Raw genomic sequence first — 25,646 nt, 5'->3', positions numbered from 1 at the left:
TCCACTCGACTCCGATACTTCACTCGTACCGGATACCTACGCTGGGACCCAACTCTTCGCAGCGCCTTCGCAACCGCCTGTGTGACCCATTCACAGTGCGACGGGCGTGCGGTATCGGCAGGTCGACGACCAGTTCGGTTAACGATCATTCATCAACCTTCATTCGATGCTAGCCCGGTGTTCGCATACTCTTCGCACAGCCTGGCCATACCGACCGGTAACCTGTCGCGGTGCCGAGGACGACGAATGTGGCCTTGCGACTACTGCGCAATCGACGGGTCGTGATGCTGGCGATCCTCGCGGCCGCGCTGGTCGCGGTCGCCGTACTGGCACCCCATCCGGCCCCGCAGCAGATCCGGGAGTGGGCCGATTCGGTCGGCCCGATGTTTCCGCTACTCTTCTTCCTCGTCCATGCGCTCGTGACGGTGGCGCCGTTTCCGCGCACCGTCTTCACGCTCAGCGCCGGCCTGTTGTTCGGGCCGATTCTCGGCATCACCCTCGCGGTCGCCGCGACGACGGTCAGCGCGGTGCTGGCGCTGCTGCTCGTGCGAGCCCTGGATCGGGAGCAGGTCGCCGCGCGGCTGACCCATCCGGCGGTACAGGCCGTGGATCGGCGACTGGCCCGGCGCGGCTGGCTCGCCGTCGGCTCGCTGCGGCTGATCGCACCGGTGCCGTTCTCGGTGATCAACTACTGCGCCGGACTGTCCTCGGTGCGGATGATGCCGTACCTGCTGGCCACCTTCGTGGGCATCATCCCCGGCACCATCGGCGTCGTCGTCCTCGGAGACGCGTTGACCGGCCGGACGAACCCGGGTCTGCTGGTGCTGTCGGGCGTCTGCATCACCATCGGCGTAATCGGCCTGGTAGTCGACGCGCGGTGGGGCGCAGACCAATTCGCGGCACTGGCCACCGAGGCGGCCGAGGAACCGGCACCACGCTGACGCCGCGCGGCCTCAGCGGGTCCGCAGTTCCAAACTCGCCGGCACCGCCGCGAAGGCCTCCCGCACTCTCTCCGTCAGCGCGGCGCGGCCGCCCCGGCCGTCGGCCCGGACCCATTCCCGTCCGGCCACACTCCACGCCGAGGTCACCAGTTCGGCCAGGACCTGCAGTCGCAGATCGTCCGCAGGCAGTCCCAGGCGATCGGCGAGAATCGTGACCGCGTCCGCCTCCACCCCGTGGCGGTGGTACTCGACGTAGGCGAGCAGTGCCGGGGTGGTGCGGATGAGCCGGCGAGTGGCGACATACCGGTGATCCCATTCCGGCTCCAGATCGGCGACGGCCGCGGTCAGCGTCTCCCGTATCGCGTCCAGCACGATTCCGGTCAGCGGTCGAATCGCCAGCGCCGCGAGATACGCGGACCACAATTGCGCCTCCGCCTCGATCGCGACCGCTTCCTTGGCCGGATAGGTGCGAAAGAAGGTGCTGCGAGATACCTCGGCCTCGTCGACGAGTTCGTCGAGTGTCGTCGCGTCGAATCCGCGCTCGGTGAACAGCCGCAGGGCGGTGTCGGCCAGTACGCGACGAGTACGCAGTCGTTTGCGCTCTCGCAGCGGGAGTGTGCGGTCGGATGCGGGATCGGGCATGCCGAGATGCTATCCGAACCCGAGGCACGTAAGAAACTGGAACACGAACGACACTTGCGCTCGTATGGAACTGAGTGTCAGAATTGTGGCCACAGTCCGGCAGTCAGGAGTTCGTCATGTCCCCCGCTATCACGCTCGATCCGTCGATCATCGGCCAGGCCGAAAAGCACCACAACGCGCTTTTGCACCGCGTCCTCGCCGGTACCGGCATCGACGAGGCGCAGTGGATCACGCTCAGCCAGGCCGCGGCCGCCGGCGGCACCGTCGATCGAGAGCGGCATATCGCCACTCTCGCCGCGAAGACGACCTGGGCACCCACCGTCGTCGCGACCGCCACGACGCGGCTCGCCGACCGTGGCCTGATGCTCGAGGCGCCGGGCGGTGAACTCGTGGTCACCGAGGCGGGCGGCCGCCTCGTCGCGGACCTCCGCTCCCGCACGAGCGCCGTCCTCGGCCGCGTCTACGGTGCGGTTCCGGCGGCCGACCTCGCGATCGCGGGGCGGGTCCTCGCCGCGATCACCGCGGGTTTGTCCCGCGAACTGGAAGACTGATCGTCGTCACGCCCGCCGGAATTGGCGGCGGGCGGCGAAACGTATTCGCTACCGCGACGAGATAACGCCCGTTCTCGTCCGCGAAGCGGGATGATCGGCTCGCGCTGCGCACAACCATTGCCCCACGTCCCTTGCCGGACCACAGTGCCTATATCACTTTCGGTCCCGGCAGGAGGATGGATGGCCGCCACCGATGAATCGCGTTCGGGCGCACGCGTTGTCGAGCAGGCGAGTGCGGCGCCGATAGCCGGACCCGGCCGACGGGTACGCGGCGTGCTGACGCGACGGCGCACGGTCGATCTCATGCGCGTCCCGCACGGGATCTGTCGCGCCTGAACCCGGGCGCCATCGTCGTCGCCGACAGCCGTTGCCAGGCAATTCGTTTCGCCGATCTACCGGTCACCGCACCCGGATGTGCGCGTGACCGCAGACGCATTCAGTGAAAGAACCGATCATGTTGTCGTTCAGACGACCCCGGGTCGTGCGCGCGTTCGCCGCCGCCCTCGCCCTGCCCGTGCTGGCCGCGCTCGCCGCCGGCTGCTCGAGTTCCGGCGCCGGAACCACCGCCGACGGTAGGACCATCCTTCGCTACCAGGGCCAGGCCGGCACGGTCACGCCCTACGAACTGGCCGCCGACCTCGGCTACTTCTCCACCATCGAGCTGAAGTGGGAGGGCGACACCACCAGCGGTCCGGCCAATATCCAGGCCGCCACCACCAAGCAGATCGAATTCGGCAGCGCGTTCAACGGCGCGGTCGTCAAGCTCATCGCCGGCGGCGCACCGGTGACCTCGGTGCTCAGCTCCTACGGCGCCGACCGGCAGAGTTTCACCGGCTACTACGTCCGTGACGATTCGGGCATCAAGACCGCCAAGGACCTGATCGGGAAGAAGGTCGGCGTCAACACCCTCGGCGCCCACCACGAATTCATCACCCGGCAATGGCTGCACGACCAAGGGCTCACCGACGACGAGAGCAGGCAGGTGCAGCTCGTGGTGCTGCCGCCGGTCAATACCGAGGACGCGCTGCGCAAGGGCCAGATCGACGCGGCGGCACTGGGCGGCCCGCTGCAGGACATCGCGCTGGCTCACGGCGGCATCCACGCGCTCTACACCGACAAGGGCCTGTTCGGCGAATTCGACTACGGCACATACGTCTTCCGCAACGACTACATCGCCGGCCATCAGGACGCGGTGGCCGACTTCGTCCAGGGCACCGCCCGCGCGACGCGCTGGCTGCAGATCACGCCGCGTGATCAGGCGGTGGCGCGACTGGCCGACATCATCCACAAGCGCGGCCGCAACGAGAACACCACACTGCTCGACTCCTACAAATCGTCCGGCATCCCGGTGCCCGGCGCGGTGATTCAGGAGCGAGAGCTGCAGATCTGGATCGACTGGCTGGTCCGCAACGGTGAACTGCCCGCCGGGAAGTTCGCGGCCAAGGATCTGTACACCAACAAGTTCAACCCCTACGCCAACGGCAAATATCCCGCCGAGAGCGGGCCGACCGGAGAGGCGGTGGCCGCCAAATGAGCGACACGGCAATCAAACTCGCGCTCGACGGGGTGCGCAAGGAATTTCCCGCGCGAGGCGCCGGAACACCCTTCACCGCGCTGGAGAACATCACCGTGGACGTGCGCGACGGTGAATTCCTCGTCCTGGTCGGACCCAGCGGTTCGGGTAAGTCGACCCTGCTGGATCTGCTGGGCGGGCTGACCCGGCCGACCCACGGGCAAATCCTGCTCGACGGGCGGCCGGTCTCCCGCCCCGGTCTCGATAGGGGCATCGTCTTCCAGCAGTACGCGCTGCTGCCGTGGCGCACCGCGCGCGGCAATATCGAATTCGGGCTGGAGGCCAAGCGCATTCGCCGGCGTGAGCGGCGCCGGATCGCCGAGGAATATCTGGAGCTGGTCGGCCTCACCGGCTTCGGCGACCGCTACCCGCACGAGTTGTCCGGCGGCATGAAACAGCGCGTGGCCATCGCGCGCAGCCTCGCCTTCGATCCCGAGGTGCTGCTGATGGACGAGCCGTTCGCCGCGCTCGACGCCCAGACCCGTGAATCGCTGCAGGACGAACTGCTGCGCATCTGGCGCACCACCGGCAAGACCATCCTGTTCATCACCCACGACATCAACGAAGCCGTGTATCTGGGTCAGCGGGTGGCCGTCCTCACCTCACGGCCGGGACGGGTCAAGGCGGTGGTCGATATCGATCTGGACCGCGACACCGCCCCGGAGGCCGACATCCGCTCCAGCGAACACTTCAGCGAAGTCCGGCACCGGATCTGGTCGCTGCTGCACGACGAGGTGGCCCGCGCGCAGGGTCTCGAGCAGGCCGACCTCGCGGCCACCGACAGGAAGTAACACCATGTCCACCACATTGCCCGCCACCGCCGAACCCGTGCTGGTGTCGAAGAAGTCCTCCGTCTCGGCCGGGAGTGCAGCCGAGACTCCCGCTCGTTCCACCGCCGGCACGGGACGGCAGCTGGCCACCCTGGCCGGTCGCTGGGGCTGGCGGCTGTTCAAGCCCGTCCTGGTCATCGGCCTGTTCCTGGCCTTCTGGGAACTCGCGCCCCGATTCGGCCTGGTCGATCAAATCTTCCTGCCGCCGTTTTCCACCGTCGTGCAGCGCGGCGACGAGCTGATCCGCAACGGCCAGCTCTGGGACAACACCTCCGCCAGTCTGGGCCGATCGCTGGTGGGCTTCGCGATAGCGGTGGCGTGCGCCGTTCCGGTCGGCGTCGCCATCGCGTGGTACAAGCCGGTGGCCGACTTCGTGAACCCGCTGCTCGAGCTGTTCCGCAACACCGCGGCGCTGGCGCTGCTGCCGGTGTTCATCCTGATCCTCGGCATCGGCGAAACCTCCAAAGTCGCGATCGTGGTCTACGCGGGCTTCTTCCCGATCTTGCTGAACACCATCAGCGGCGTGCGATCGGTGGACCCGCTGCTCATCAAATCGGCTGTGTCACTGGGCTTCTCGCCGCTGCGGCTGTTCCAGAAGGTGATCCTGCCCGCCGCGGTCCCGACCATCTTCACCGGCATCCGGATGGCGGCCTCGGCCTCGATCCTGGTCCTGATCGCCACCGAGATGTCCGGTGCGCGAGCGGGACTCGGCTACCTCATCACCGCCGCACAGCAGAATTTCCAGATTCCCGACATGTATGTCGGGATCGTCGCCATCGCGATCGTCGGCCTGGTCTACAACGCCGTACTCGTCGCGATCGAACGCCGCCTCACCCGCTGGCGCCCGCAATCAGATCGTTGAAGCACTACACCGAAGGGACGACGACGCTCGATGTCGCCATCACCGAAAACCTTTCATCTCAACGCCTTTCTGATGGGCGTCGGTCATCACGAAGCCGCCTGGCGCCATCCGCGCACCGAGGAACGGCGCGTGCTGGACGTGAAGCATTTCCAGGAATTGGGCCGCATCGCCGAGCGCGGTAAACTGGATTCCGTCTTCTTCGCCGACGGCTTGGCGGTGGGCCCGCGCATTCAGCGCAATACGCTCGCGGTGTTCGAACCGGTGACACTACTGTCGGCCATCGCCGCCGCCACCGAACATATCGGTCTGATCGCGACGGCCTCGACGACCTATAACGAACCGTTCAATCTGGCCCGTAAATTCGCCTCGCTCGATCACATCAGCGGCGGGCGGGCCGGATGGAACATCGTCACTTCCGGCACGGTCGACGAGGCCTACAATTTCGGCTACGACGCCATTCCCGACCATGCCCGCCGATATGAGCGCGCCACCGAATTCGTCGATGTCACATTGCAGTTGTGGGACAGCTGGGAATCTTCGGCCATCGTGCTCGACCCCGAGGCCGGAGTGTTCGCCGACCCGGACAAGGTCCACACCATCGACTACGACAGCGACCGGTTCCGGGTGCGCGGTCCGTTGAACTCCCCGCGCGGTCCGCAGGGTAGGCCACTGCTCGTGCAGGCCGGATCTTCCGAGAGCGGAAAGGAATTCGCCGCCCGCTACGCCGAGGCGGTGTTCACCGCGCAGCGCAGTCTCGAGGACGGGCAACGTTTCTACCGCGATCTGAAATCACGGCTGCCGAAGTACGGCCGTGGCGCCGACGAACTGAAGGTGCTCCCCGGTCTCGTGCCCTACATCGCCGATACGCCCGCCGAGGCGCTCGCGCTGGAGCAGGAGTTCACCGATCTGATCTCCCCCGACTACGCGTTGCGGCAGCTGTCCACGCAGCTGGGCATCGATCTGACCGGCCATCCCCTCGACGCGCCGCTGCCGCCGCTGCCGGTGGAGAGCGAGATCGAAGGGAACAAGTCCCGGTTCACGCTGGTGAAGGAGTTGGCCACGCAGGAGCAGCTGACGGTGCGGCAGCTGATCGGCAAACTCGGCGGCGGGCGCGGACATCGCAGCTTCGCCGGCACGCCGGAGCAGATCGCCGACGAACTGCAGACCTGGTTCGAGGCCGGCGCGGCGGACGGATTCAACATCATGCCGCCGTATCTGCCGGGCGGACTCACCGATTTCGTCGACCGGGTAGTGCCCATCCTGCAGGAACGCGGCCTGTTCCGCACCGAGTACACCGCCGATACCCTGCGCGGGCACTACGGCCTCGCGCCGGTGGAGAGCCGTTTCGCGACGGGAGCCGCGATCAGCGCCTGACCGGCGGATACAACGCGACAGGCCCCTTCCGGGTAGATCCGGGAGGGGCCTGTCTGCACGCTTGTGTATGCGGACGAACCGCGGGCGGCGAACCTTAGAGGTTGGCGCCGCAAACCGGCCAGGCGCCGGGGCCCTGGCTGGCGAGCACGTTCTCCGCGACGCGGATCTGCTCGGCGCGGCTGGCGTTGGCCGGGTTGCCACTGCCGCCGTTGGCCTCCCAGGTGCTCTGGGTGAACTGCAGGCCGCCGTAGAAACCGTTGCCGGTATCGGCGCCCCAGTTGCCGCTGGCCTCGCACGCCGCCACGGCATCCCAGTCGTGGCCGCCGTCGGCAGACGCGGTAGCGGTCAGGCCGAAGGGGACGGCGACGATGGCGCCGGCGACGGCGGCGAAGCCGAGTGCGCGAGTGCTGAACTTACGGTTACGAGACATGTGGTTTTTCCTGCCTGCGCCCAGCCGGCCCGATGGTGGCGATTTCGGGTCCCTGCCCCCAGGTATGTCGGGGTCGAACTCGAACCGCGGGACAGGGTTGCCGGTGTTCAGCGATTCGAGCGTCAGCCCGGAATTCCGAGCTGCAAACGACGGTAACGGAGAAATCTCGAAACATCACGTTGCGATAACAACCGAACTGTCTCAACCCGACATGGAGGATATTCACGTTTACGCAGCGCATAGTGCGATAAACGCGCGTTACATTACTGTAGTTATATAAACGTTATGTGGTCGAGATCACTGAGATATAGTGACCTCAGTCGCATGACGACGCCCGAAATCGGCGGTTTCGCGGCCTCGAATCGCGGGCGAACGCCTATTCGGGCCGGTCGGAGGGCTAACGCTCGGACACGGTGACGGGCCACCGGTCCACCGTCTCCAGCGGCGCGACATGCGCGTTCTCCAGCGCGTCCGCGACACGCCGACGGTAGCGGGCGGCGAGGGCGGGCGCGCGGCCGGTACCGCCCGGATGGCACCGCGCGGCATAGGCCAGCCAGCCGGAGGCCTGGCGCAGGACCTCTCCGGTGCTCAGCGGCCCCGCGAGCAGCAGACCGCCGTATTCGGGTGTCACCGCGACGGCGCTGCCCAGATGCTGCAGACACCGGCAGATTCCCAGTTCGTGACCGAGATCGCGATAGCGGGTCAGCGCCAGCAGCCACCAGCGCATCGCGCGCCGGGGCTCGCCGCGCATCCACCACAGCAGGCCCAACGTTTCGAAGGTGTGTGCCCGCCCGGACGGATGGCGACCGCCGCGGGTCAGGGTTTCGGCCAGTTCGAGCCGGTCGCGCGCGGCGTCCAGGCGGCCTTCGTACAGATGTGCGATGGCGAGGTCGTTCAGGGCGCAGACCTCCGCGGCGATATCGCGCCGTGGCAGCAGCCACCAGGCGCGCTCGAATCCGGCCACGATCTCGGCCAGCGGGTACTCCCCGCCCGGTAAGCGATCGAAGTCCCGCATCGCCTCGGCATGCGCGCGGCGAGCGTGCAGGCCCGTGCTCCGACGCGGGCGGCTGCGTGGCCGCCGGAGGGGACGCGGCCATCGTCGGCGTGTCGCGGTGTCGGGCGGCAGCCCGCAGCGGATCGAGGCCAGTTCGTGAATCTGCGGATGCGCCGCTTCGCTCAGCGCCACCATCGCCCGCGCCGCGGGACAGTCGGAAGGCTTCCCGATCCGGGCGTACCAGAGGTCGAGCGCGTCGGCGATGCGGGCCAGGGCGGGGATGTCGAGCTCGATGCCGTGGTCACATTCGTCGCATTCGCGCACCAGCTCGGCCAGTCGGTCCGCCGATCCCGTGAACCACCGATGCGCGCCGGCACCGAGCCGGTACGAATCCAGGGCCACCGCCCAGCGCGTCGCCCGATCGGAGTAGTGCCGGATCAGCGCCGGCCACGCGGCGCGCCACTGCGGTGTGCGGCGGATCACGGCGAGGTCCGGCGAGTTCGTGGACTTGTCCACGGCGAATCGGTCGTGTCCGTGGTGGACGATCACGCCGTGGGCGGCGAGCCGGATCAGAACCTCGCCGGTGGAACGCCGCAGGACCGCCTGCTCCCCCGGCAGGACCGTCGCGCTGTCGAGCATCGCGGTGACCGTGTCATAGAGCCCGGCGGCCTCGTAGTCGGTGAAGGGCAATGCCCGCAGGACGTCGGCGACGGCCGTATCGGCCTCATCCAGCGGCCGCGCCCCGGCCGGTGCGGAGGCCGGCAGCGCCGCGACGGTCCGCTCGACCACCGGTGGCGGCTGGACCAGGTCCGCGGTGAGATCCAGTTCCCGGCGGATGCGCGCACCCTCGCGCATATCCATCGTCTTGCGCCACAGCACATACAGCGCGGCGGCCGCCACCACCGCGACCGCCACCCACCGCAACACCCCGGCCAGCGAGTTCAGCACCCGGCTCTGCCCGACCGAACCCTCCAGCAGTTTCGCCACCACCTCGAGCAGCAGCGACGACGACATCACCCAGGCCGCACCCAGGAAGCCCTGCCAGATCGAGGATTTCGGGGTGGCGATGAGTTGCGACCCGATGTCGTGCTCGGGCCGGTGCGAGTGGCCGCCGCTCATCGCACGATCCCGCCCGTCAATCCCGGAACCAGGAAGCGACGCCAGGTCACCAGCAACAGCAGCACAGGCGGGATCGTCGACAGCAGAGCCCCGGCCGCGAGATGGGCGGCGTTCTCCTGGAACTGCCGGGCGTCGCCCCACAGCAGCAGCGACCACGGACTGACGTCGGCGCCGCTGACCATGAGTCCGATGAAGAAGTCGTTCCACACCTGAATCAGTTCGAGCACCGCGACCGCGCCGACGGCGGGCCAGGCGGTGGACACCACGCGGCCCAGGACGGCCCACGGTTTCGCCAGACCGTGCAGTGCGTCGGCGGCCGGGCCGTCCGAGGGCGCGAGCAGCGCCCCCCGCAGAATCAGGATCGCGATGGGCAGGCCGATCGCGGCATGCACCACGATCAGCGAGGAAAACGACGTCCCGGTCAACCCCATCCGCTCGATGACACGCCGGATCGGCCCGACGTAGAGCTGCGCGGGCAGGACGGTGAACACCACCAGCACCACCACCGCGATCCGCGAACGCAGCGCATCGGCGGGCAGCGCGGCGAGTTGGTGGGCGACCGGGAAGGCCGCACCGATGACCAGGACCGTCGCCCACACCGCGACCCAGCCGGTATTGGCCATGGCGTGCAACAACTCTCGGTGCTGCCAGACCGAACCGGTCCCAGCGAAGGCGGGCCCGTCGGCGCCCACCCAGCCGAACACCGCCAACGCCAGCAGCGGACCCAGCGAGAGGAGCGAGACCGCCACGACTCGCAGGACGCCGCGCGCAGTGCGCCTGGTACGGACCGGATCGACGGCCGGGCGGCGCATCCAGCCGACGCGGTGGCGTCGCACGTCGGTCTGCAGAATCCACGCCGCCGAACCGATCAGCACCGCCAGCGGCAGCGAATAGGCCGCGGCCACACCGGGATCGGCATCGGGATCCGAGACCAGCCGCCACCAGTGCACGGTCGCCGAGTCCAGCGAATACTGCAGCGACCCCGGCACCGCGACCAGGATGATGTCGAAAATCCGGGCCGCCGCGACGGCGACGACGAGGCCCAGAATCAGCAACACCGGCCGCATGAGTTCGAACAGCCGGGCCCGGGTTCGCGCCACGCCGCGCGCATCCTCGAGATAGCCACGCCGCACGGGATCGGCTTCGATGGCGGCGATCGCGGCGCGGAACAGCGCGAACAGCGCCCCCAGCCAGCACCAGACGAAGGCCACGATCAGCGTGGTCATCAACCAGATGCGCTGCCCGGTCACGCCCGGGACCGGCATCCGGTAATCGGGGTTCTCGGCCAGCAGGCGCAGGGCCAGTCCGGCGACGAACGCGGACACGCCGAAGGGCAGGATCAGCGGCTGCCAGGGCCACCAGCCGCGGCGGCCATGCCAGGCCAGTTCCAGGGCGAGGACCAGAACCGCCACCGCGCACAGAACCCAGACCAGGGTCCGGGCGTAGGCGCCGCGCCCACCGGGCCCGAGCTCGACGCCGATTCCGCGGATCGTGACCGCGAGCGCGATCACCAGGACGGGCCACCACAGAGACCGCCAGCGTACCCGCGCGACGATTCTCGCGCCGTCGGGTGCCCGGCGGCGGAAAACCATCGGCCACAATCGGTTTCGCAGCAAACTCCAGCGGCCACGCACGGCCGCCGCCACCACCGCGCGCACCGCGTCGTCCCCGCGCCACAGCATCGTGCTCACCGCGACCAGGACCACCAGCAGCGCACACCAGCCCACCATCTCCCACTGGGCGCGGACCGCGGTCCAGACCGTGGTGGCGGCCGGTCCCACCAGCAGCAGCAGGATCAGCAGCAGTGCGGGCAGCTGCGCCGGCCACATCGACCACCGCCGGGGGTGGCGGCCCGGGATCACCGGACCGGCGATCCGCGTGAGCGCCGGCTCCAGATCCAGCCCGTGAGCGTGGATGTGCCCGGCCGTCATCGCGCTCTCCGTTCGAACTCGTCGAGTGCGCGCACGGCGTGGTCGACCGCCGCCTCCAGTCGTTCGGCGTGGCCGTCGCCGACGGTGATGAGCAAATCGGTCAGTACCCGCCACAGGCCGTCGCGGCGTCCGGCGGCGCCGATGAGGTCGGCGAAATCGAAGGCGGTCCACGAATGCAGCTCGCCCGCAACCGGTTCCAGCATCGGCGGGTGATCCGGGACCGTGCGCGGGCTGGGCGCCAGGAAGCCGCCGTAGTCGCCGATCCAGGCCGAGACGGCGGCCGGTGCGGTCAGGGCGGCGAGCACGGGTACCGCATCGTGGGCGCCGGCCGCGGTCGCGACGATCACGTCGCCGCCGCCGATGGCCGGGCGCAGACCGCCGGGCGCCACCGCCGGAAAGGGCATCACGCCCACGGCATCGCCGGGCCGGCCCGCCCGGCGCAGACAGCTGCGCACGATGGGTTCCGCGAAATCGGGCGCCACCACCATCGCCGCGGTGCGCCGTTCGAACACCTCACGCACCGATTCCGGAAATTGCCGGGTCAGCGTCGCGGCGATACCGCCCGGGAAGGTGTCGCGCGGCGCCCACAGCGTGCCCAGTCGGTACAGGGTCGCCCGCACCGCGTCGCGATCCCATTCCCGCGGACGGTCCGGTTCGCCGGCGGAGGCCAAATCCTGGTAGTCCCAGGCGGATTCGCCGTAGAGGATGTTGCCGAACAGGTCGGCCAGTACCCAGCCGTCGGCACCGCCCAATGCCAACGGACGGCGGGTGGTCGCCGCCGCGATGCGTTGCGGCCACTGGGAGACGGTCCAATCCCGCGGGTCGTCGCGCGGGCGGTCGCCGCCGAAGGCGTAGCGGTCGTACCACACCAGCGATTTGTCGGCCGCCTTGAACGGAATGCCGTACAGCGCACCGTCTTTCCACAGCAGCGAGCGCCACTGTTCCGGATAGCGCGGGCCCGCCGCGTCGTGCCACAACGTGGGGGGCAGCGCCCGTAGCACCCCGCCCGCCAGCTCTCCGATCCGGCCGACCTCGGGCAACATCACCAGATCGGGTGCGGAGCGGCCGCGCGCCTGCAAGGCCGTATCGATGTCGTCGCCGAGCGGCAGCACCGCGACCGTGGCACCCAGCCCCGCGTCCTCCAGTACCCGGCGGAACGCGGCCAGCTCGGATCCGCTCCAGGGCACCGCGATACGCACCGAGGCGGGGTGGCCGAACAGCACTCCGGGTGCGCACGCGGTCAGCATCGGCGCCAACGCCGCGGCACGCAGCACCGCCCGCCGTGTCGCCATCGCCACCCCCGAGTCCGCGTGCCGTGCACCGAAATTCGAATGCCGGTCCGCATGATATGCGGACCGGCATTCGGATCATCGCCGAAATACGGTTACCCCGTTAACGTCCCGGATATTCCGGCGGCTGCCACGGGCGCCCGCCGGCATCGCCGGGGCGCGGCGCCGGTTGCTGCTGCTGCGCCGGCGGTGACGGCGGAATGGGCGCGCTCTGCGGCGGCAGATGCCGGGGCTGATTGGGCGCGACAAGCGGCGAATCGACCGGTGTGGCCGCCGCGGCCTCGGCGGCGCGCACCGCTCGCTCGGCGGCCGGGTCGGTTTTGATGTCGAACCAGTCGGCGACTTCATCGGCGTCGTCGTCGGGTGCGTTCGCGGCGCCGTCGTCACTGGGCTCGTAACGGAAGACGCCGTCCTCGCCCTGGGTGCCGAAGTTGCGAGCGAACCCTTCCAGTGCCTTGCCGAAGTCGCTGGGCACCATCCAGACCTTGTTGGCGTCGCCCTTCGCCACCAGCGGCAAGGTCTGCATGTACTGGTAGGCGAGCAGTTCCGGGGTCGGTTTGCCGGATTTGATGGCGGCGAAGACCTTTTCGATCGCCTTGGCCTGGCCCTGCGCCTGCAGGTAGGCGGCCGCACGTTCACCCTGGGCGCGCAGAATCCGGCTCTGCCGCTCACCTTCGGCGGACAGGATGGCCGACTGCTTGGAACCTTCGGCCGCGAGGATCTGCGACTGCTTGGCACCCTCGGCCGTCTTGATCTGCGCCTCGCGATTACCTTCCGCGGTGAGGATCATCGCGCGCTTCTCGCGGTCGGCCTTCATCTGCTTCTCCATCGATTCCTGGATCGACGGCGGCGGATCGATGGCCTTCAATTCCACTCGCGCCACCCGCAGGCCCCAGCGGCCGGTCGCCTCGTCGAGGACGCCGCGCAGCTGCGAGTTGATCTGGTCGCGCGAGGTCAGCGTCTCCTCCAGGGTCATACCGCCGACCACGTTGCGCAGGGTGGTGATGGTCAGCTGCTCCACCGCGGCGATGTAGTTGCTGATCTCGTAGACCGCGGCCTGCGGGCTGGTGACCTGGAAATACACCACCGAGTCGATCTGCACGGTGAGGTTGTCCTGGGTGATCACCGGCTGCGGCGGGAACGAGACGACCCGTTCGCGCAGGTCGACCTTGGCGCGGATCCGGTCGGCGAACGGGACCAGGAATGTCAGCTGGCCCGATACGGTGCGCGAATATCTGCCCAGCCGCTCGATCACCGCGGCCTCGGCCTGCGGTACCAGCGCGATCGACTTGAAGACCACCACCGCGACCAGCACCACGATGACGATCGCGACGATCAGTACAGCCATTACGGCCCCTTCCAGACGACGGCGTGCGCGCCGTCGATCTTCATGACGTAGACGGTCTCACCCTCGGCATATTCATCGGCCGGGTCGAACGGGCGTGCACTCCACACCTCGCCACCGATCTTCACCTGACCGCTGTTCTCGTTCACCGGCTCCAGCACCTTCGCCGTCTTTCCCGGCAACGCATCGACATTCGTCGGCGTGGGCGGTGGAGTCGCGAAGCGGCGCAACAACATCGGGCGGACGACGAACAGCAGCCCGATGGCGGAGATGGCGAACACCACGGCGTCGATCACCACCGACGTCTGCGCGATCCCGGCAACCCCCGCGGTGATCAACGCCGCCCCGCCCAACATGAGCAGCGTGAAGTCACCGGTGAGCATCTCGGCTGCGGCGAGCAGAATTCCCGCGACCAGCCATACGATTGCGGCCACGAGTCAACCGTACCGTGCCTGTCCGTTTTTCCGCGCCTTTAAGCGGGACGAGTCGAGCGGAAACACGCCGGTCATCGGTCCGGATCCGGTGGGCGCGAGCCGTCGTCGGCCGGACCGCACCGTCGCTCGTGGCCTCGCCTCCCGCCGAACGGCAAGGGAAACAGGTAGTTTCGGCCGGGTGAGTGCGCGCGACTACGGTGACATCTATTCCGGACATGCTCGAACCCGCAAGCGCGCGGTACCGCAGGTCGTCGCCGAACGCGATCTCGTCGCCGAGGACGCGGCCAGCGGATTCTGCGGTGCCGTGGTCGGTTTCGAGCGCACCTACGACGGCGACTTCGTCAAACTCGAGGACCGGGGTGGAAGGGTCCGGCTCTTCGCCTTGCGGGAGGCGGCGTTCCTCATCGACGGCCGGCCGGTGACGCTGGTTCGTCCGACAGTGGCCGCGCCGGCCGCACCCACCCGCTCCGCCTCGGGCTCGACGCGGGTGGAGGGGCTGCGCGCCCGCGTCGCGCGCGCCAGCCGGATCTGGGTCGAGGGCGTACACGACGCGGCGCTGGTAGAACGCGTGTGGGGGCACGATCTGCGCGTGGAGGGCGTGGTCGTGGAGCATCTGGAAGGACTCGACCATCTCGCCGAGCGTCTGACCGACTTCCGCCCCGAGCCCGGCCGCCGGGTCGGGGTACTGGTCGATCACCTGGTCACCGGGTCCAAGGAGACGAATCTGACCACCGGCCTCGGCCCCCACGTCCTGGTGACGGGTCATCCCTACATCGATATCTGGCAGGCGGTGCGGCCACAGGCCCTCGGTATCGAGGCCTGGCCGCAGGTCCCGCGCGGTGAGGACTGGAAGACCGGTGTCTGCCGCCGCCTCGGCTGGGGTACCCCGTCGGAGGGCTGGCGGCGGGTCTACAACGCCGTCGACAGCTTCCGCGATCTGGAGGCGCCGCTGCTGGGCGCGGTGGAACAGCTCATCGACTTCGTCACCGAACCTGAGTGAGGACGCCGGTTCGCCGTACGCATGCCGATCCACAGGTTGCGTGGTTAGGCTGGCCGGTATGACGCCGCTGCAGCGCTACATCGCAGAGGAGATCGGTACCGACCACGCCGAGGGCCTGGTCAGCCGCCGGGAGGCGCTGCGGCGGCTGAGCCTGCTCGGGCTCGGCACCCCCGCCGCGGTGGCGCTGCTGGCCGCGTGCGCGCAGCGCTCCGGCACTCCGGCGGGGACGGCGAAGCCCACCGCACCGGCAAGCTCGGCCCCACCACCCGGAACCGCGACCGCGGTTCAGCCCGCCGCGATCACCTTTCCCGGCCCCGACGGCCGCACCCTGCAGGCCGCCTGGGCCGCCGCGGCGCAACCTCGCGGCGGCGTCCTGGTGATCCACGAGAACAAGGGCCTCACCGACCACATCCGTTCCGTCGCAGGGCGTTTCGCCGGAATCGGCTATTCCGCGCTCGCGGTGGATCTGCTCTCCGAAGAGGGCGGTACCGCCACCTTCACCGACCCGGCCGCCGCCACCGCGGCGCTGGGCAAGGCACCGCAGGACCGTTTCATCGCCGATCTGCAAGCCGGTGTGGCGGAGCTGGGACGCCGGCTGCCGGGAAAGAAGCTGGGCGCCACGGGTTTCTGCTTCGGCGGCGGCCTCACCTGGCTGCTGCTCACCCACGGCACCCGGGAACTGGCCGCGGCCACGCCCTTCTACGGTCCGTACCCCGCTGACGACGACATCACCACGACGACGGCGGTTCTCGCCGTGTACGGCGCACTCGACAAGCGTGTCGACGCCACACGGCCCGCGGCCGAGGCGGCGTTGAACCGTGCCGGCGTGCCGCACGAGATCTTCGTCGCCGACAACGCCAATCACGCGTTCTTCAACGACACCGGCGCGAACTACCAGCCCACCGCGGCCGCCGCCGCCTGGCAGCGCGTGACCGACTGGTACGCGCAGTATCTCGGTTGAGGCGCTCCGGTGCGATCAGGCTCGCGGTCCTCGCGGCGGGTCTCGTCGCGGTGGGCGCGGCGATGTCCGGGAGCGCGGTGCGTCCGCCGTTGTTCGAGCCGGCCGCCGTGCGGGCGACTCCCCCGATGGGGTGGAATTCCTGGGATTCCGGAATCGCGCTGACCGAGCAGTCGGTGCGGGAGACGATCGACGCGATGGTGTCGAACGGCATGCGCGACGCCGGCTATCGCTCCGTCGATCTGGACGCGGGCTGGGCTGCGCCGCAACGAGATTCGTCGGGCGATCTCGCGGCGGACCCGATCCGGTTCCCGCACGGCATCGCGGCGGTGGCCGGCTATGCCCACGAACACGGTATGTATCTGGGTCTGTATGCCAGCCCGTTCAACGAGATCTGCGGGCAGTCCCCCGCCACCGCGAGTCGTGGCCACGAACTGCAGGATGCGCGGCAATTCGCACAGTGGGGTGTCGACCTGCTCAAATACGACTGGTGCCGGACCGATGCGAATCACGACGAGCAGGTTCGCGATTTCGCCCGGATGCGCGACGCGCTGCGATCGACCGGACGCGGCATCGTCTACATGATCAATCCGAACAGCTCTGCCGACGCCCGCGCCGGCGTCGACTACGACTGGTCGGGCGTGGCGAATTCGGCCCGCAGCACCGACGATCTGATCCCGATGTGGCGCAACACCTTTCCCGAGCCCGATATCGGCGGATTCGACACCACGTCGGTCCGCGGTGTCGCCGACGAGGCGCAGGCCGCCCTGCAGGCCCGGCCCAGCCGTCCGGGATACTGGCCCGACCCCGACATGCTCGTCGTCGGACTGTCGATGTCGCAATTCCTCGGAGCCCATCTGGACGGTCTGCCCGGAACCGCCGTGCGCCGCTCGGCGCTCAGCGCCGCCGAAACCGCCTATCTGGCTCGGCGGTTGGGGATATCGCCGGATACGCTGGCGATGCTGCGCGATCCACGCACCCTGTCACCCGCCGAGGAGCAGGCGCATCTGTCGTTGTGGGCGATGCTGTCCGCCCCGCTCATCGCGGGAAACGATGTCCGCACGATAAGCGAGCCCACGCGCGAGCTGCTCACCGATGCCGGTGTGATCGCCATCGACCAGGACCCTCGGGTGGCGGCCGCGGCACCGCTGCGCCGCGATCACCGAATCCTCACCAAACCGCTGGCCGACGGTTCGGTCGCCGTGGCGCTGCTCAACCCCGGCGAGCGGCCACTTACGCTCGTGACCACCCCCACCGAAACCGGCCTCGCCCAAGCGCACTCATACACGGTGCACGACATCTGGGCCGCGACGACCACCGTGACCGACGGCCGTATCGTCGCGCCGGACATCCCCGCACACGGCGTGGTGCTGCTGCGGATCACGCCCACCGGCTGAGATGTCCGGGCTCCCGCGGACCCGTCGCCGGCAACCCCGGATCGCGCCGTCCGGGCCCGGTGGGCACCAGCGTCATCAGCACCCTTTCCGATGCCCGCCGTCGCATCGATTTCGCGCGCACCTCCGCCGCCGGAATGGGCGGCGTTGCGGACTGATTCGCCTACTCTCCTATCGCGCCCGCGCGGCGGGGTGTCCGGTGGCCGGGCCGTGGGCGGCACCCGGCCGAGGGGAGGCACTCGACAGGTCGAGCTGCGGCTCGCCGCCGAGATACGGTCGCAGCAACATCGCCGCCCGCTGCCGCCACGGGCGGTCCACGCTCGTACCCCGGTCGGCGACGATCTCGCCGAGCCGGGCGCGGAAACGCTGTTCGCTCATGCCGAAACGCACGAGGATCTCCTCCTCCGGCGGGCCGCCGTAGGGCAGCCACAGCAGTGCGACATCGATGATTGCCTGTTCTTCGTCGGTCATCGTTCACTCACGAGATTCGCGGGCCCCGCGGCACGGCGCCGGGGCGGTCGGACTTTGCGGTACCAATCTAAGTGTAATATTGTCCAGACAGGTGTCCACCTCGATGGCGCCGACGACCGCAGGCACTTCCTCCGCACCGGAGGGGAAGAAGCGAAACGCTATGGCGACAACACCGCACAGTCCGTTCGACGTCGCGAGTACTCGCACCTTGATCGCGCCGGAAATTCGGCGTCGAATTCGTGCGGCAACCGGCGCCGATGTCGATCCCGAGCGTATGAAGGCACTGGAGGCCGTCTATCTCGGGACCGTGCTGACCGCGAGCATGGGCTACTCACTGCACAGCGGCGCGTGCTCGATCGAACATGTCGCGACCCGGATCATCTACCGATGACATGCGCCCGGACGCGCATCGCGTCCGGGCACGAGTGGGTCAGCGGCGATCCGGCTGCGGATCGCCCAGCCGGGCGCGGATCGCGCCCCACGGGTCGGCGAATGCGTGCGAGCCGTCGCGGTACGGCGACAGGCGGCCGAGGTACCACCGCATCACCGGCGCGAACGGACGGGCGAGAAGCCGCATTCGGCCTGTCCTGCCGCGGATTTCGGCGAGCATGTCCGGAAACGAGTGATGCTGGAAGCGCAACACTTCCTGGGAGCGCCCGGTATCCATCCAGTCGGTGGCGAACCAGTCCGCATCGCTGTCCGGGTTCCCGTCCAGCCCGCGCGGAATGGCCCCCGGTAATCCGGAGGCGGCGGCGATCGATGCGCCGATATCGCTCTGGCGCAACCGATGTGACGCGTCGCCGCCGATCAGGAAGACCTCGCGCACGGACGGCGTGACGGTCGCGGCCGTGAACGCGGCGGCCACATCGCGCACGTCGACCGTGTTGATCCGTCCGTCGGCGGGCAGCGCCGCCTCGAAGGCGAGCATGTCGGCGTGCAGGCCGAGCATCGGCTCGACGGTGAGCACGCCGCCGAGCCGCAGGATCACCCACTCCAGCCGCGACGACCGCACCAGCTGTTCGGCTTCCACTTTGTGCGCGCCGTACAGATCGGTCGGCCGCACCGGGGTGTCGGGCGTGAGCAATTCGCCGGACCGATGCGGATTGCGGGAACCGTAGACCGCGATGCTCGACGCGAGGACGAATCGCGGCGGCGCGGTGAGCTCGGCCGCGGCCTCGAGCAGCGTCGCCGTGGCATCGACGTTGACCGCCCGGGCGAGGCCACGACGCTGGTAACAGACCGGCGGGATGATCGCGGCGAGGTGGACGATCGCACGGGGGCGCACCGATCGCAGCAGGTCGTGAACCTGCTGTGGCACAGTCAGATCGGCCCACCGCACCTCGACCCCGGCACCGGCGGACTTGCGCGCGGCGCGGCGGTTGGCCGGGATGTCGAGGTCGGTCGCGACCACCCGCACCCCCTCCGCCGCGAGGGCGCGCACCAGCGCGGTGCCGACGAGTCCGAAGGCGCCGGTGACGAGAATCGGTCCCGAAGTCACTCCGACACCACGCTTCCGGCGATCAGCGGCAGGTCCAAGGCGGTGCGGATTCCGGCGGGGGCAGCGCCCACAGCGGGGATGGCATTGACGATCCGGCACGCGGCGGCCACGATCGCCGCGTGATTGTGGTCGCCGTGGCGGCTGGTGGGACAGATGTCGACGGTATAGGAGGGCTCGCCCACGATCTCGACCCGATAGGACCCGCCCGGCTGCGCCGGCTGCGGCCAATCGGGACGCAGATCGCCCCGCAGCCGGGTGGTGTGCTCGATGACGATGACCGGGCGGCCCTTCACCAGTCCGCGGATCTCGAAATGTATTGCCGCGACCGACCCTTCGGGCACGTGCCCGGCCGCGATGTCGAAGCTCTCCGGCGCCGGTTCCCGTTCGTAGGATTCGGTGATCTCGTCGACGGTGATGCCCAGCCCGGCCTCCAGTTGCCGGATCGTCGTGCCCCAGGCCATGCCCAGCACACCGGGCTGCAGCAGCATCGGCACCTCGTCGAGGGGTTTACCGAATCCCATGACGTCGAACATGACCGTCGCGCCGTCATAGGTGGCGTAATCGGCGATCTCCGAACACCGCACCTGTTCGATGTCGCGGCAGGTGCCGGCGAAGGCGAGCGGGATCAGATCGTTGGCGAAACCGGGATCGATACCGGTGATGAAGATGCTCGCATCCCCCTCGCGCGCGGCCTCCTCGAGCGGGGCGAAGAACTTGTCCGGCAACACCTTCCACGGATATTGCAGCAGTCCCGGGGCCGATCCGACAATATCGACGCCGGCGGCGAGGATGCGGCGGCAGTCCTCGAGGGCTTCCAGCAGCCGGGTATCGCCCATCGCGCAGTAGACCGCGCAGTCCGGGCGCAGGGCGAGCAACTCCGCCAGGTCGCCGGTGGCGCGGACACCGGTGGTGACGTCCAGCCCGGCCAGTTCCCCGGCATCCTTGCCGACCTTCTCCCTCGTCGAGACGCACACGCCGACCAGTTCGAAGCGCGGGTCGTCGATCAGGCCGGCCAGTGCGAGCCGGCCGACGTTGCCGGTGCCGATGTGCACGACGCGGATGGGCATTCGTTTCTCCTCGGGTCGCTGCGGCCCAGCGCCGCGCGGTCGGGGTCGGCGTCGCCGCAACACCGTCGGGTGATGACGCGAACCACCGCCGGACATCTGTCTGGACAGTACTACGATTCTTCGGCGGCGGACACCGGATTCCCGGCGCACACCACGGTCAGAGCCCTGGAACAGTGTCTAGAACATGTTCCAGTTTGCATGGTAGCGTCACCGGCATGGGACGTGTAGACGGCAAAATTGCACTCATCAGCGGGGGCTCGCGAGGTATGGGTGCGGCCCATGCGCGACTGCTCGTCGCCGAAGGCGCGAAGGTCGTGATCGGGGACATTCTCGACGACGAAGGCGCCACTCTGGCCGGCGAGCTCGGCGATGCCGCGCGTTTTGTGCACCTCGACGTGACCGAACCCGACGACTGGGCGGCGGCGGTGTCCACGGCGGTCGGCGAATTCGGCAAACTCGACGTGCTGGTCAACAACGCGGGCATCGTCAACGGCAATTCGCTGCGCAAATTCGAACTGGAACAGTGGCGCCGCATCCTCGATGTGAACCTCACGGGAACGTTTCTCGGCATGCAGGCCGTGGTCGATCCGATGATCGCCGCCGGCGGCGGATCCATCGTCAACGTCTCCTCGATCGAAGGACTGCGGGGCGCGCCGTGGGCCCACGGCTATGTCGCCTCCAAGTGGGGTGTGCGCGGCCTGGCCAAGTCGGCCGCACTGGAGTTGGCGCCGCACAACATTCGCGTGAATTCGCTGCACCCCGGGCTGATTCGCACACCCATGACCGCCGCCATCCCCGACGATCTGGTGACGATTCCGCTGGGCCGCCCGGCACAGCCCGAGGAGGTGGCGACCTTCGTGCTGTTCCTCGCGAGTGACGAATCCTCGTACGCGACGGGCTCGGAGTTCGTCGTGGACGGCGGTCTGGTGACCGCGGTGCCGCACAAGACCTCCTGACCCCGGACGACATCACCACCAGGAGCACAGATGCCCGAAACACACACCAGCACAATCGATCCCGCGACCCTGCTGCGGCTGCCGACCCACAACGGGCACGCCCTGCTCGCGGGACTGCGGCGTCATCGGCGCGACCCGGTCATGACACTCGGCGACACCGTCCTCACCGGCGCCGACGTCATCGACGCCATCAGCCGGTACATCGCCGCGTTCGCCGCCCACGAGGTCGGGCTCGGCACCCCGAGCGCGCTGCTCGCCCTCAACCGTCCCGAGGTGCTGTTCATCCTGGGCGCCGGCCAGATCGCCGGACATCGGCGCACCGCACTGCATCCGATGGGTGGGCTCGACGACCACGTGCACGTGCTGACCGATGCCGGGATCACGAATCTCGTCATCGATCCGCAGCCGGCGTTCGTCCGGCGCGCCCGCGAACTGGCCGACCGAGTGCCCGAACTGAAGCGCATCCTCGTCCTCGGCCCGGTACCGGAGGAACTGGCCGACATCGGCGTCGACTTGATCTCCGCCGCAGCGCAATACACTCCGGAACCGATCGAAGCGGTCGACATCCCACCGGATTTCGTCGTCTCGATCAGCTACACCGGCGGCACCACCGGCAAGCCCAAGGGCGTCATCGGCACCGCCGGGACCATGGCGACCATGACCCAGATCCAGCTGTCGGAATGGGAATGGCCGCAGCGCCCGCGATTCCTGATCTGCACGCCGCTGTCGCACGCGGGCGCCGCGTTCTTCCTGCCGGTGGTACTGCAGGGCGGGCAATGCGTGGTTCTTCCGCGATTCGACGCGGGCGAGGTGCTGCGCGCCATCGAGGAACACCGCATCTCGGCGACCATGCTGGTGCCGTCGATGCTGTACGCACTGCTCGATCATCCCGATATCGACTCGCGCGATCTGTCCTCGCTGGAAACGATCTACTACGGCGCCTCATCGATCGATCCGAAACGCCTGACGCAGGCCATCGCGCGGTTCGGCCCCATCTTCGCCCAGTACTACGGCCAGTCCGAAGCGCCGATGGTGATCAGCTATCTGGCCAAGGACGAGCACGACGAGGCTCGGCTCACCTCCTGCGGCCGCCCGTCGGCGGCACTGCGCACCGGGCTGATCGGCACGGACGGACAGCGCGTGGCCCCGGGCGAGGTCGGCGAGATCTGTGTCTCCGGGCCACTGTTGGCCGGCGGGTACCTGAATCTCCCGGATGTCACCGCGGAAACCTTCCGCGACGGCTGGCTGCACACCGGGGATCTGGCTCGCGAGGATCGCGACGGCTTCTGGCATATCGTCGGGCGCAGCAAGGACATGATCGTCACCGGCGGCTTCAACGTCTTTCCCCGAGAGGTGGAGGACGTCATCGCCGCCGACGCCCGCGTTCAAGGCGTTGCCGTCGTCGGCGTCGCCGATCCCCGCTGGGGCGAGGCCGTGACGGCCGCGGTCGTCTTCGACCCCGCCACCGCCGCCGATTCCGAGGCGGTGGCCGCGGCGATCGACGATATCCAGCAGGATGTCAAGCGCCGCAAGGGTTCCGTACAAGCTCCGAAACACGTCATCGTGGTCGAAGCGCTGCCGTTGACGGGGCTGGGCAAGGTCGACAAGAAGGCCGTGCAAGCCCTCGTCACCGCCGAACTCGAGCGGTAGGTAGAAGACCCGGCCTTACGAGCGCGCCCCGCGCCTCGGCTCACTCACGATGTCGGCGAAACGTAGTGCGCCGGTGGCGATCTCGGTCGCCTCCGCCATATCCAGCCGGAATTCGTGGTCGGCGGCGGATGCGGGGCCCTCGTGATGGCTGATGCCGGCGGCGCCGATGACGTAGTGCAGTGCCGTGTCGCCGATACGAACCGTGACCGTGCCGGCGGACACGACCTCGGCGACCGCGCGTCCCAGCGGCAGCGCGAACCAGTGTGCGCGCACCGCGTCGGTGGCGCGCCGCTCCCCCAGCAGCGGCGCCCCCCATTCCGACAGCGCTTCCAGCACAGGCCGCAGCGCCGCGCCGGCCGGTGTGAGCTCGTAGACGGCGGCCGCCGATCGCGACCCCACCTTGCGATGGGTGAGTATGCCGTCGCGTTCCAGATCCTTCAGCCGGGCCGCCAGGATATCGGTGCTGATGCCCGGAAGGTCGGCGAACAGATCGCTGTATCGCCTTGGCCCCGAGCACAATTCGCGAACCACCAGCAGATTCCAGCGGTCCCCGACGACTTCGAGCGCGCGGCTGACCGGGCAGTAGTGGTCATAGGTTCGGCGTGGCACATCCTCAGCCTATCTCAGCACTTGGAAATTCCAAGCGTGAACTTGGAATAACCAAGTACAGTAGGCGGCCTACACGCCGGAAGGGGATGTTCATGCAGGTCAACCAGTCCAGCAAACTGATGGGAGTCTCGTACGAGATTCGCGGCCCGGTCGCCGAGCAGGCCGCACGACTGGAAGCCGAGGGCCATCACGTCGTCAAACTCAACACCGGCAACCCGTTGCCGTTCGGCTTCGAGGCGCCCGCGGAGATCCTGCAGGACATCGTCCGCACTCTTCCCGCCTCGACCGGCTACTCGTCCTCGAAAGGCCTGTTGCCCGCGCGGCGCGCGGTGGCGCAGTACTACCAGACCCTCGGCGTCCCCGACGTCGACGTCGAGGACGTCTTTCTCGGCAACGGTGTCTCCGAGCTGATCATGATGGCGCTCACGGCGCTTCTGGAAAACGGTGACGAAGTGCTCGTTCCCGCACCGGATTTCCCGCTGTGGACGGCGGCGACGACACTCAACGGCGGCCGGCCGGTGCACTACATCTGCGACGAGGGCGCCGACTGGTATCCCGATGCGTCCGACATCTCGGCCAAGATCACCGACCGCACCCGCGCCCTCGTGCTCATCAACCCGAACAATCCCACCGGCGCCGTCTACCCGCCCGAGGTGCTGCGGGAGATCCTCGACATCGCCCGCCGCCACAACCTGGTGGTCTTCGCCGACGAGATCTACGACAAGATCTACTACGACGGCCTCACCCACACCTCGATCGCCGCGCTGGCGCCCGACCTGCTGTGCCTGACCTTCTCGGGCCTGTCCAAGGCCTATCGCTGCGCGGGCCTGCGCGGCGGCTGGCTCGTCGTCTCCGGGCCCACCGGCCACGCGGAGAACTACCTCGAGGGCCTCACCATGCTCGCGGGGCTGCGGCTGTGCGCGAATGTCCCTGCGCAGCAAGCGATTCAGGCCGCGCTCGGCGGGCACCAGAGCATCCACGACCTGACGCTGCCGGGCGGGCGCCTGCGCGAACAGCGCGACCGCGCCTGGGAGGCGCTCACCGCCATCCCGGGCATCACCTGCGTGAAACCCAAGGGCGCCCTGTACGCGTTCCCGCGCATCGATCCCCGCGTCTACACCATTCACGACGACGAACAATTCGTGCTCGATCTCCTGCTGCAGGAAAAGCTGCACATCGTGCAGGGCACCGGCTTCAACTGGCCCACTCCCGACCATTTCCGGATCACCACCCTGCCGCACGCCGACGAACTGGAGGCCATCATCGAGCGGATCGGCCGCTTTCTGTCCACCTACCGGCAATAGCCGCGTCCGCCGCACCGCCGACGATCCGGCTACCGGTGATATCCGGAATCTCGCGGAGGTTTGGGGCGAATCCCGCGCGGCATTCCGATCACTTCACCGAGGGGTCTGGGCAAGATGTTCGGGCGCGGCCGGACCGTCCACCAAGCCTGATCGGGGCGGCCGGTGTCCGTGCCGCCTCTTTCTGCTTTTACCCACCTCCGGCACCCCTGTGCCCGGTACCATTTATGGGCGCACAGGGTGTGATCAGCCATATCCGGACGCCTTTCGCGAACCGGACGAGTGGCCGTCGCACGGCAGTCCGTATCGACTCTCGGCCGTTCGTACGAGTTCGAGAGTATCCAGCAGGCATCGAGGCCGCGCCCCGACGACCCACGGATGGACACGTGCGGGGGGCGGCCCCGGACCGGATCGACAGTGATCCGAT

General features: G+C 68.6%; 25 protein-coding genes. 14 read left to right on the top strand and 11 right to left on the bottom strand.

Annotated features, from left to right (window positions below; all coding sequences use genetic code 11):
* Positions 1-284 precede the first annotated feature (284 nt).
* On the top strand, positions 285-941 hold the full coding sequence (locus tag NE2_RS19330; RefSeq protein WP_063015118.1) for a TVP38/TMEM64 family protein: 657 nt from the start codon (positions 285-287) through the stop codon (positions 939-941).
* A 12-nt stretch (positions 942-953) separates the two neighbouring features.
* Here the strand turns inward: NE2_RS19330 and NE2_RS19325 are convergent, their stop codons facing one another.
* Positions 954-1,583: a TetR family transcriptional regulator gene (locus NE2_RS19325; protein ID WP_063028097.1), complete on the bottom strand. Its 630-nt coding sequence runs from the start codon at positions 1,581-1,583 to the stop codon at positions 954-956.
* 116 nt (positions 1,584-1,699) lie between these two features.
* Here NE2_RS19325 and NE2_RS19320 point away from each other — a divergent pair, with 116 nt between their 5' ends.
* The 6 genes from NE2_RS19320 (at position 1,700) to NE2_RS19300 (ending at position 6,773) form a co-directional block, all read left to right on the top strand.
* Positions 1,700-2,134: a winged helix DNA-binding protein gene (locus tag NE2_RS19320; RefSeq protein ID WP_063028095.1), complete on the top strand. Its 435-nt coding sequence runs from the start codon at positions 1,700-1,702 to the stop codon at positions 2,132-2,134.
* A gap of 180 nt (positions 2,135-2,314) precedes the next feature.
* A complete protein-coding gene (locus tag NE2_RS35775) occupies positions 2,315-2,470 on the top strand; it encodes a hypothetical protein (protein ID WP_157110947.1) in 156 nt (51 codons plus the stop codon).
* Positions 2,471-2,588: 118 nt separating this feature from the next.
* Entirely contained in the window at positions 2,589-3,668 is a 1,080-nt protein-coding gene (locus NE2_RS19315) for an ABC transporter substrate-binding protein (protein WP_063028093.1), read from the top strand.
* Positions 3,665-4,498, top strand: a complete 834-nt coding sequence (locus NE2_RS19310; protein ID WP_063028091.1) for an ABC transporter ATP-binding protein — start codon at positions 3,665-3,667, stop codon at positions 4,496-4,498. The genes NE2_RS19315 and NE2_RS19310 overlap by 4 nt, the downstream gene beginning before the upstream one ends.
* Before the next feature lie 4 nt (positions 4,499-4,502).
* Complete coding sequence (locus NE2_RS19305) at positions 4,503-5,399, top strand: ABC transporter permease (protein ID WP_063028089.1); 897 nt, start codon at positions 4,503-4,505, stop codon at positions 5,397-5,399.
* Positions 5,400-5,429: 30 nt separating this feature from the next.
* Complete coding sequence (locus tag NE2_RS19300; protein ID WP_063028087.1) at positions 5,430-6,773, top strand: LLM class flavin-dependent oxidoreductase; 1,344 nt, start codon at positions 5,430-5,432, stop codon at positions 6,771-6,773.
* Between the two features lie 94 nt (positions 6,774-6,867).
* On the opposite strand, the gene NE2_RS19295 is transcribed toward NE2_RS19300, so the two are convergent.
* From NE2_RS19295 to NE2_RS19270, 6 genes are all read right to left on the bottom strand, one after another.
* Entirely contained in the window at positions 6,868-7,203 is a 336-nt protein-coding gene (locus NE2_RS19295) for a transglycosylase family protein (protein WP_063028085.1), read from the bottom strand.
* 397 nt (positions 7,204-7,600) lie between these two features.
* Positions 7,601-9,316, bottom strand: a complete 1,716-nt coding sequence (locus NE2_RS19290) for a hypothetical protein (protein ID WP_063028083.1) — start codon at positions 9,314-9,316, stop codon at positions 7,601-7,603.
* On the bottom strand, positions 9,313-11,247 hold the full coding sequence (locus tag NE2_RS19285; protein WP_063028080.1) for a hypothetical protein: 1,935 nt from the start codon (positions 11,245-11,247) through the stop codon (positions 9,313-9,315). The genes NE2_RS19290 and NE2_RS19285 overlap by 4 nt, the downstream gene beginning before the upstream one ends.
* Positions 11,244-12,539, bottom strand: coding sequence for an ABC transporter substrate-binding protein (locus NE2_RS19280; protein WP_063028078.1), 1,296 nt, complete (start codon positions 12,537-12,539; stop codon positions 11,244-11,246). Before NE2_RS19280 ends, NE2_RS19285 begins: the two co-directional genes overlap by 4 nt.
* 100 nt (positions 12,540-12,639) lie before the next feature.
* Complete coding sequence (locus NE2_RS19275) at positions 12,640-13,884, bottom strand: SPFH domain-containing protein (RefSeq protein WP_063028076.1); 1,245 nt, start codon at positions 13,882-13,884, stop codon at positions 12,640-12,642.
* Positions 13,884-14,315: an NfeD family protein gene (locus NE2_RS19270; protein WP_030514511.1), complete on the bottom strand. Its 432-nt coding sequence runs from the start codon at positions 14,313-14,315 to the stop codon at positions 13,884-13,886. Before NE2_RS19270 ends, NE2_RS19275 begins: the two co-directional genes overlap by 1 nt.
* Before the next feature lie 178 nt (positions 14,316-14,493).
* Here NE2_RS19270 and NE2_RS19265 point away from each other — a divergent pair, with 178 nt between their 5' ends.
* From NE2_RS19265 to NE2_RS19255, 3 genes are read left to right on the top strand one after another with little or no spacing between them, the layout of a single operon-like run.
* On the top strand, positions 14,494-15,315 hold the full coding sequence (locus NE2_RS19265; protein ID WP_063028074.1) for a DUF3097 domain-containing protein: 822 nt from the start codon (positions 14,494-14,496) through the stop codon (positions 15,313-15,315).
* 58 nt (positions 15,316-15,373) lie between these two features.
* Positions 15,374-16,276, top strand: coding sequence for a dienelactone hydrolase family protein (locus NE2_RS19260; RefSeq protein WP_063028072.1), 903 nt, complete (start codon positions 15,374-15,376; stop codon positions 16,274-16,276).
* Positions 16,273-17,670: a glycoside hydrolase family 27 protein gene (locus NE2_RS19255; RefSeq protein WP_063028070.1), complete on the top strand. Its 1,398-nt coding sequence runs from the start codon at positions 16,273-16,275 to the stop codon at positions 17,668-17,670. The genes NE2_RS19260 and NE2_RS19255 overlap by 4 nt, the downstream gene beginning before the upstream one ends.
* 168 nt (positions 17,671-17,838) lie before the next feature.
* On the opposite strand, the gene NE2_RS19250 is transcribed toward NE2_RS19255, so the two are convergent.
* A complete protein-coding gene (locus tag NE2_RS19250) occupies positions 17,839-18,138 on the bottom strand; it encodes a hypothetical protein (RefSeq protein WP_063028068.1) in 300 nt (99 codons plus the stop codon).
* A 160-nt stretch (positions 18,139-18,298) separates the two neighbouring features.
* Between NE2_RS19250 and NE2_RS19245 the strand changes: the two genes are divergently transcribed.
* A complete protein-coding gene (locus tag NE2_RS19245; RefSeq protein ID WP_063028066.1) occupies positions 18,299-18,529 on the top strand; it encodes a hypothetical protein in 231 nt (76 codons plus the stop codon).
* Between the two features lie 39 nt (positions 18,530-18,568).
* On the opposite strand, the gene NE2_RS19240 is transcribed toward NE2_RS19245, so the two are convergent.
* On the bottom strand, positions 18,569-19,636 hold the full coding sequence (locus NE2_RS19240; RefSeq protein WP_084494158.1) for an NAD-dependent epimerase/dehydratase family protein: 1,068 nt from the start codon (positions 19,634-19,636) through the stop codon (positions 18,569-18,571).
* On the bottom strand, positions 19,633-20,703 hold the full coding sequence (locus NE2_RS19235; RefSeq protein WP_063028064.1) for an NAD(P)H-dependent amine dehydrogenase family protein: 1,071 nt from the start codon (positions 20,701-20,703) through the stop codon (positions 19,633-19,635). Before NE2_RS19235 ends, NE2_RS19240 begins: the two co-directional genes overlap by 4 nt.
* A gap of 215 nt (positions 20,704-20,918) precedes the next feature.
* Between NE2_RS19235 and NE2_RS19230 the strand changes: the two genes are divergently transcribed.
* Together NE2_RS19230 and fadD8 are read left to right on the top strand one after the other, a co-directional pair.
* Positions 20,919-21,659 (top strand): glucose 1-dehydrogenase, encoded by a 741-nt coding sequence (locus NE2_RS19230; RefSeq protein ID WP_063028062.1) that lies wholly within the window; start codon positions 20,919-20,921, stop codon positions 21,657-21,659.
* A 30-nt stretch (positions 21,660-21,689) separates the two neighbouring features.
* Entirely contained in the window at positions 21,690-23,309 is a 1,620-nt protein-coding gene (fadD8, locus tag NE2_RS19225) for a fatty-acid--CoA ligase FadD8 (RefSeq protein ID WP_063028060.1), read from the top strand.
* Positions 23,310-23,324: 15 nt separating this feature from the next.
* On the opposite strand, the gene NE2_RS19220 is transcribed toward fadD8, so the two are convergent.
* Positions 23,325-23,918 carry a winged helix-turn-helix transcriptional regulator gene (locus NE2_RS19220; RefSeq protein ID WP_063028058.1) on the bottom strand — a complete coding sequence of 198 codons (594 nt, stop codon included), beginning with the start codon at positions 23,916-23,918 and terminating at the stop codon, positions 23,325-23,327.
* A 92-nt stretch (positions 23,919-24,010) separates the two neighbouring features.
* On the opposite strand from NE2_RS19220, the gene NE2_RS19215 reads away from it, so the two are divergent.
* On the top strand, positions 24,011-25,222 hold the full coding sequence (locus NE2_RS19215; RefSeq protein ID WP_063028156.1) for a pyridoxal phosphate-dependent aminotransferase: 1,212 nt from the start codon (positions 24,011-24,013) through the stop codon (positions 25,220-25,222).
* The last annotated feature ends 424 nt before the right edge of the window (positions 25,223-25,646 follow it).

The sequence above is a fragment of the Nocardia elegans NBRC 108235 genome (assembly GCF_001612845.1).
Taxonomy (GTDB): Bacteria; Actinomycetota; Actinomycetes; order Mycobacteriales; family Mycobacteriaceae; genus Nocardia; species Nocardia nova.
Note: the sequence above shows the minus strand (reverse complement) of the source record. Positions and strands in the feature narration are given on the sequence as shown.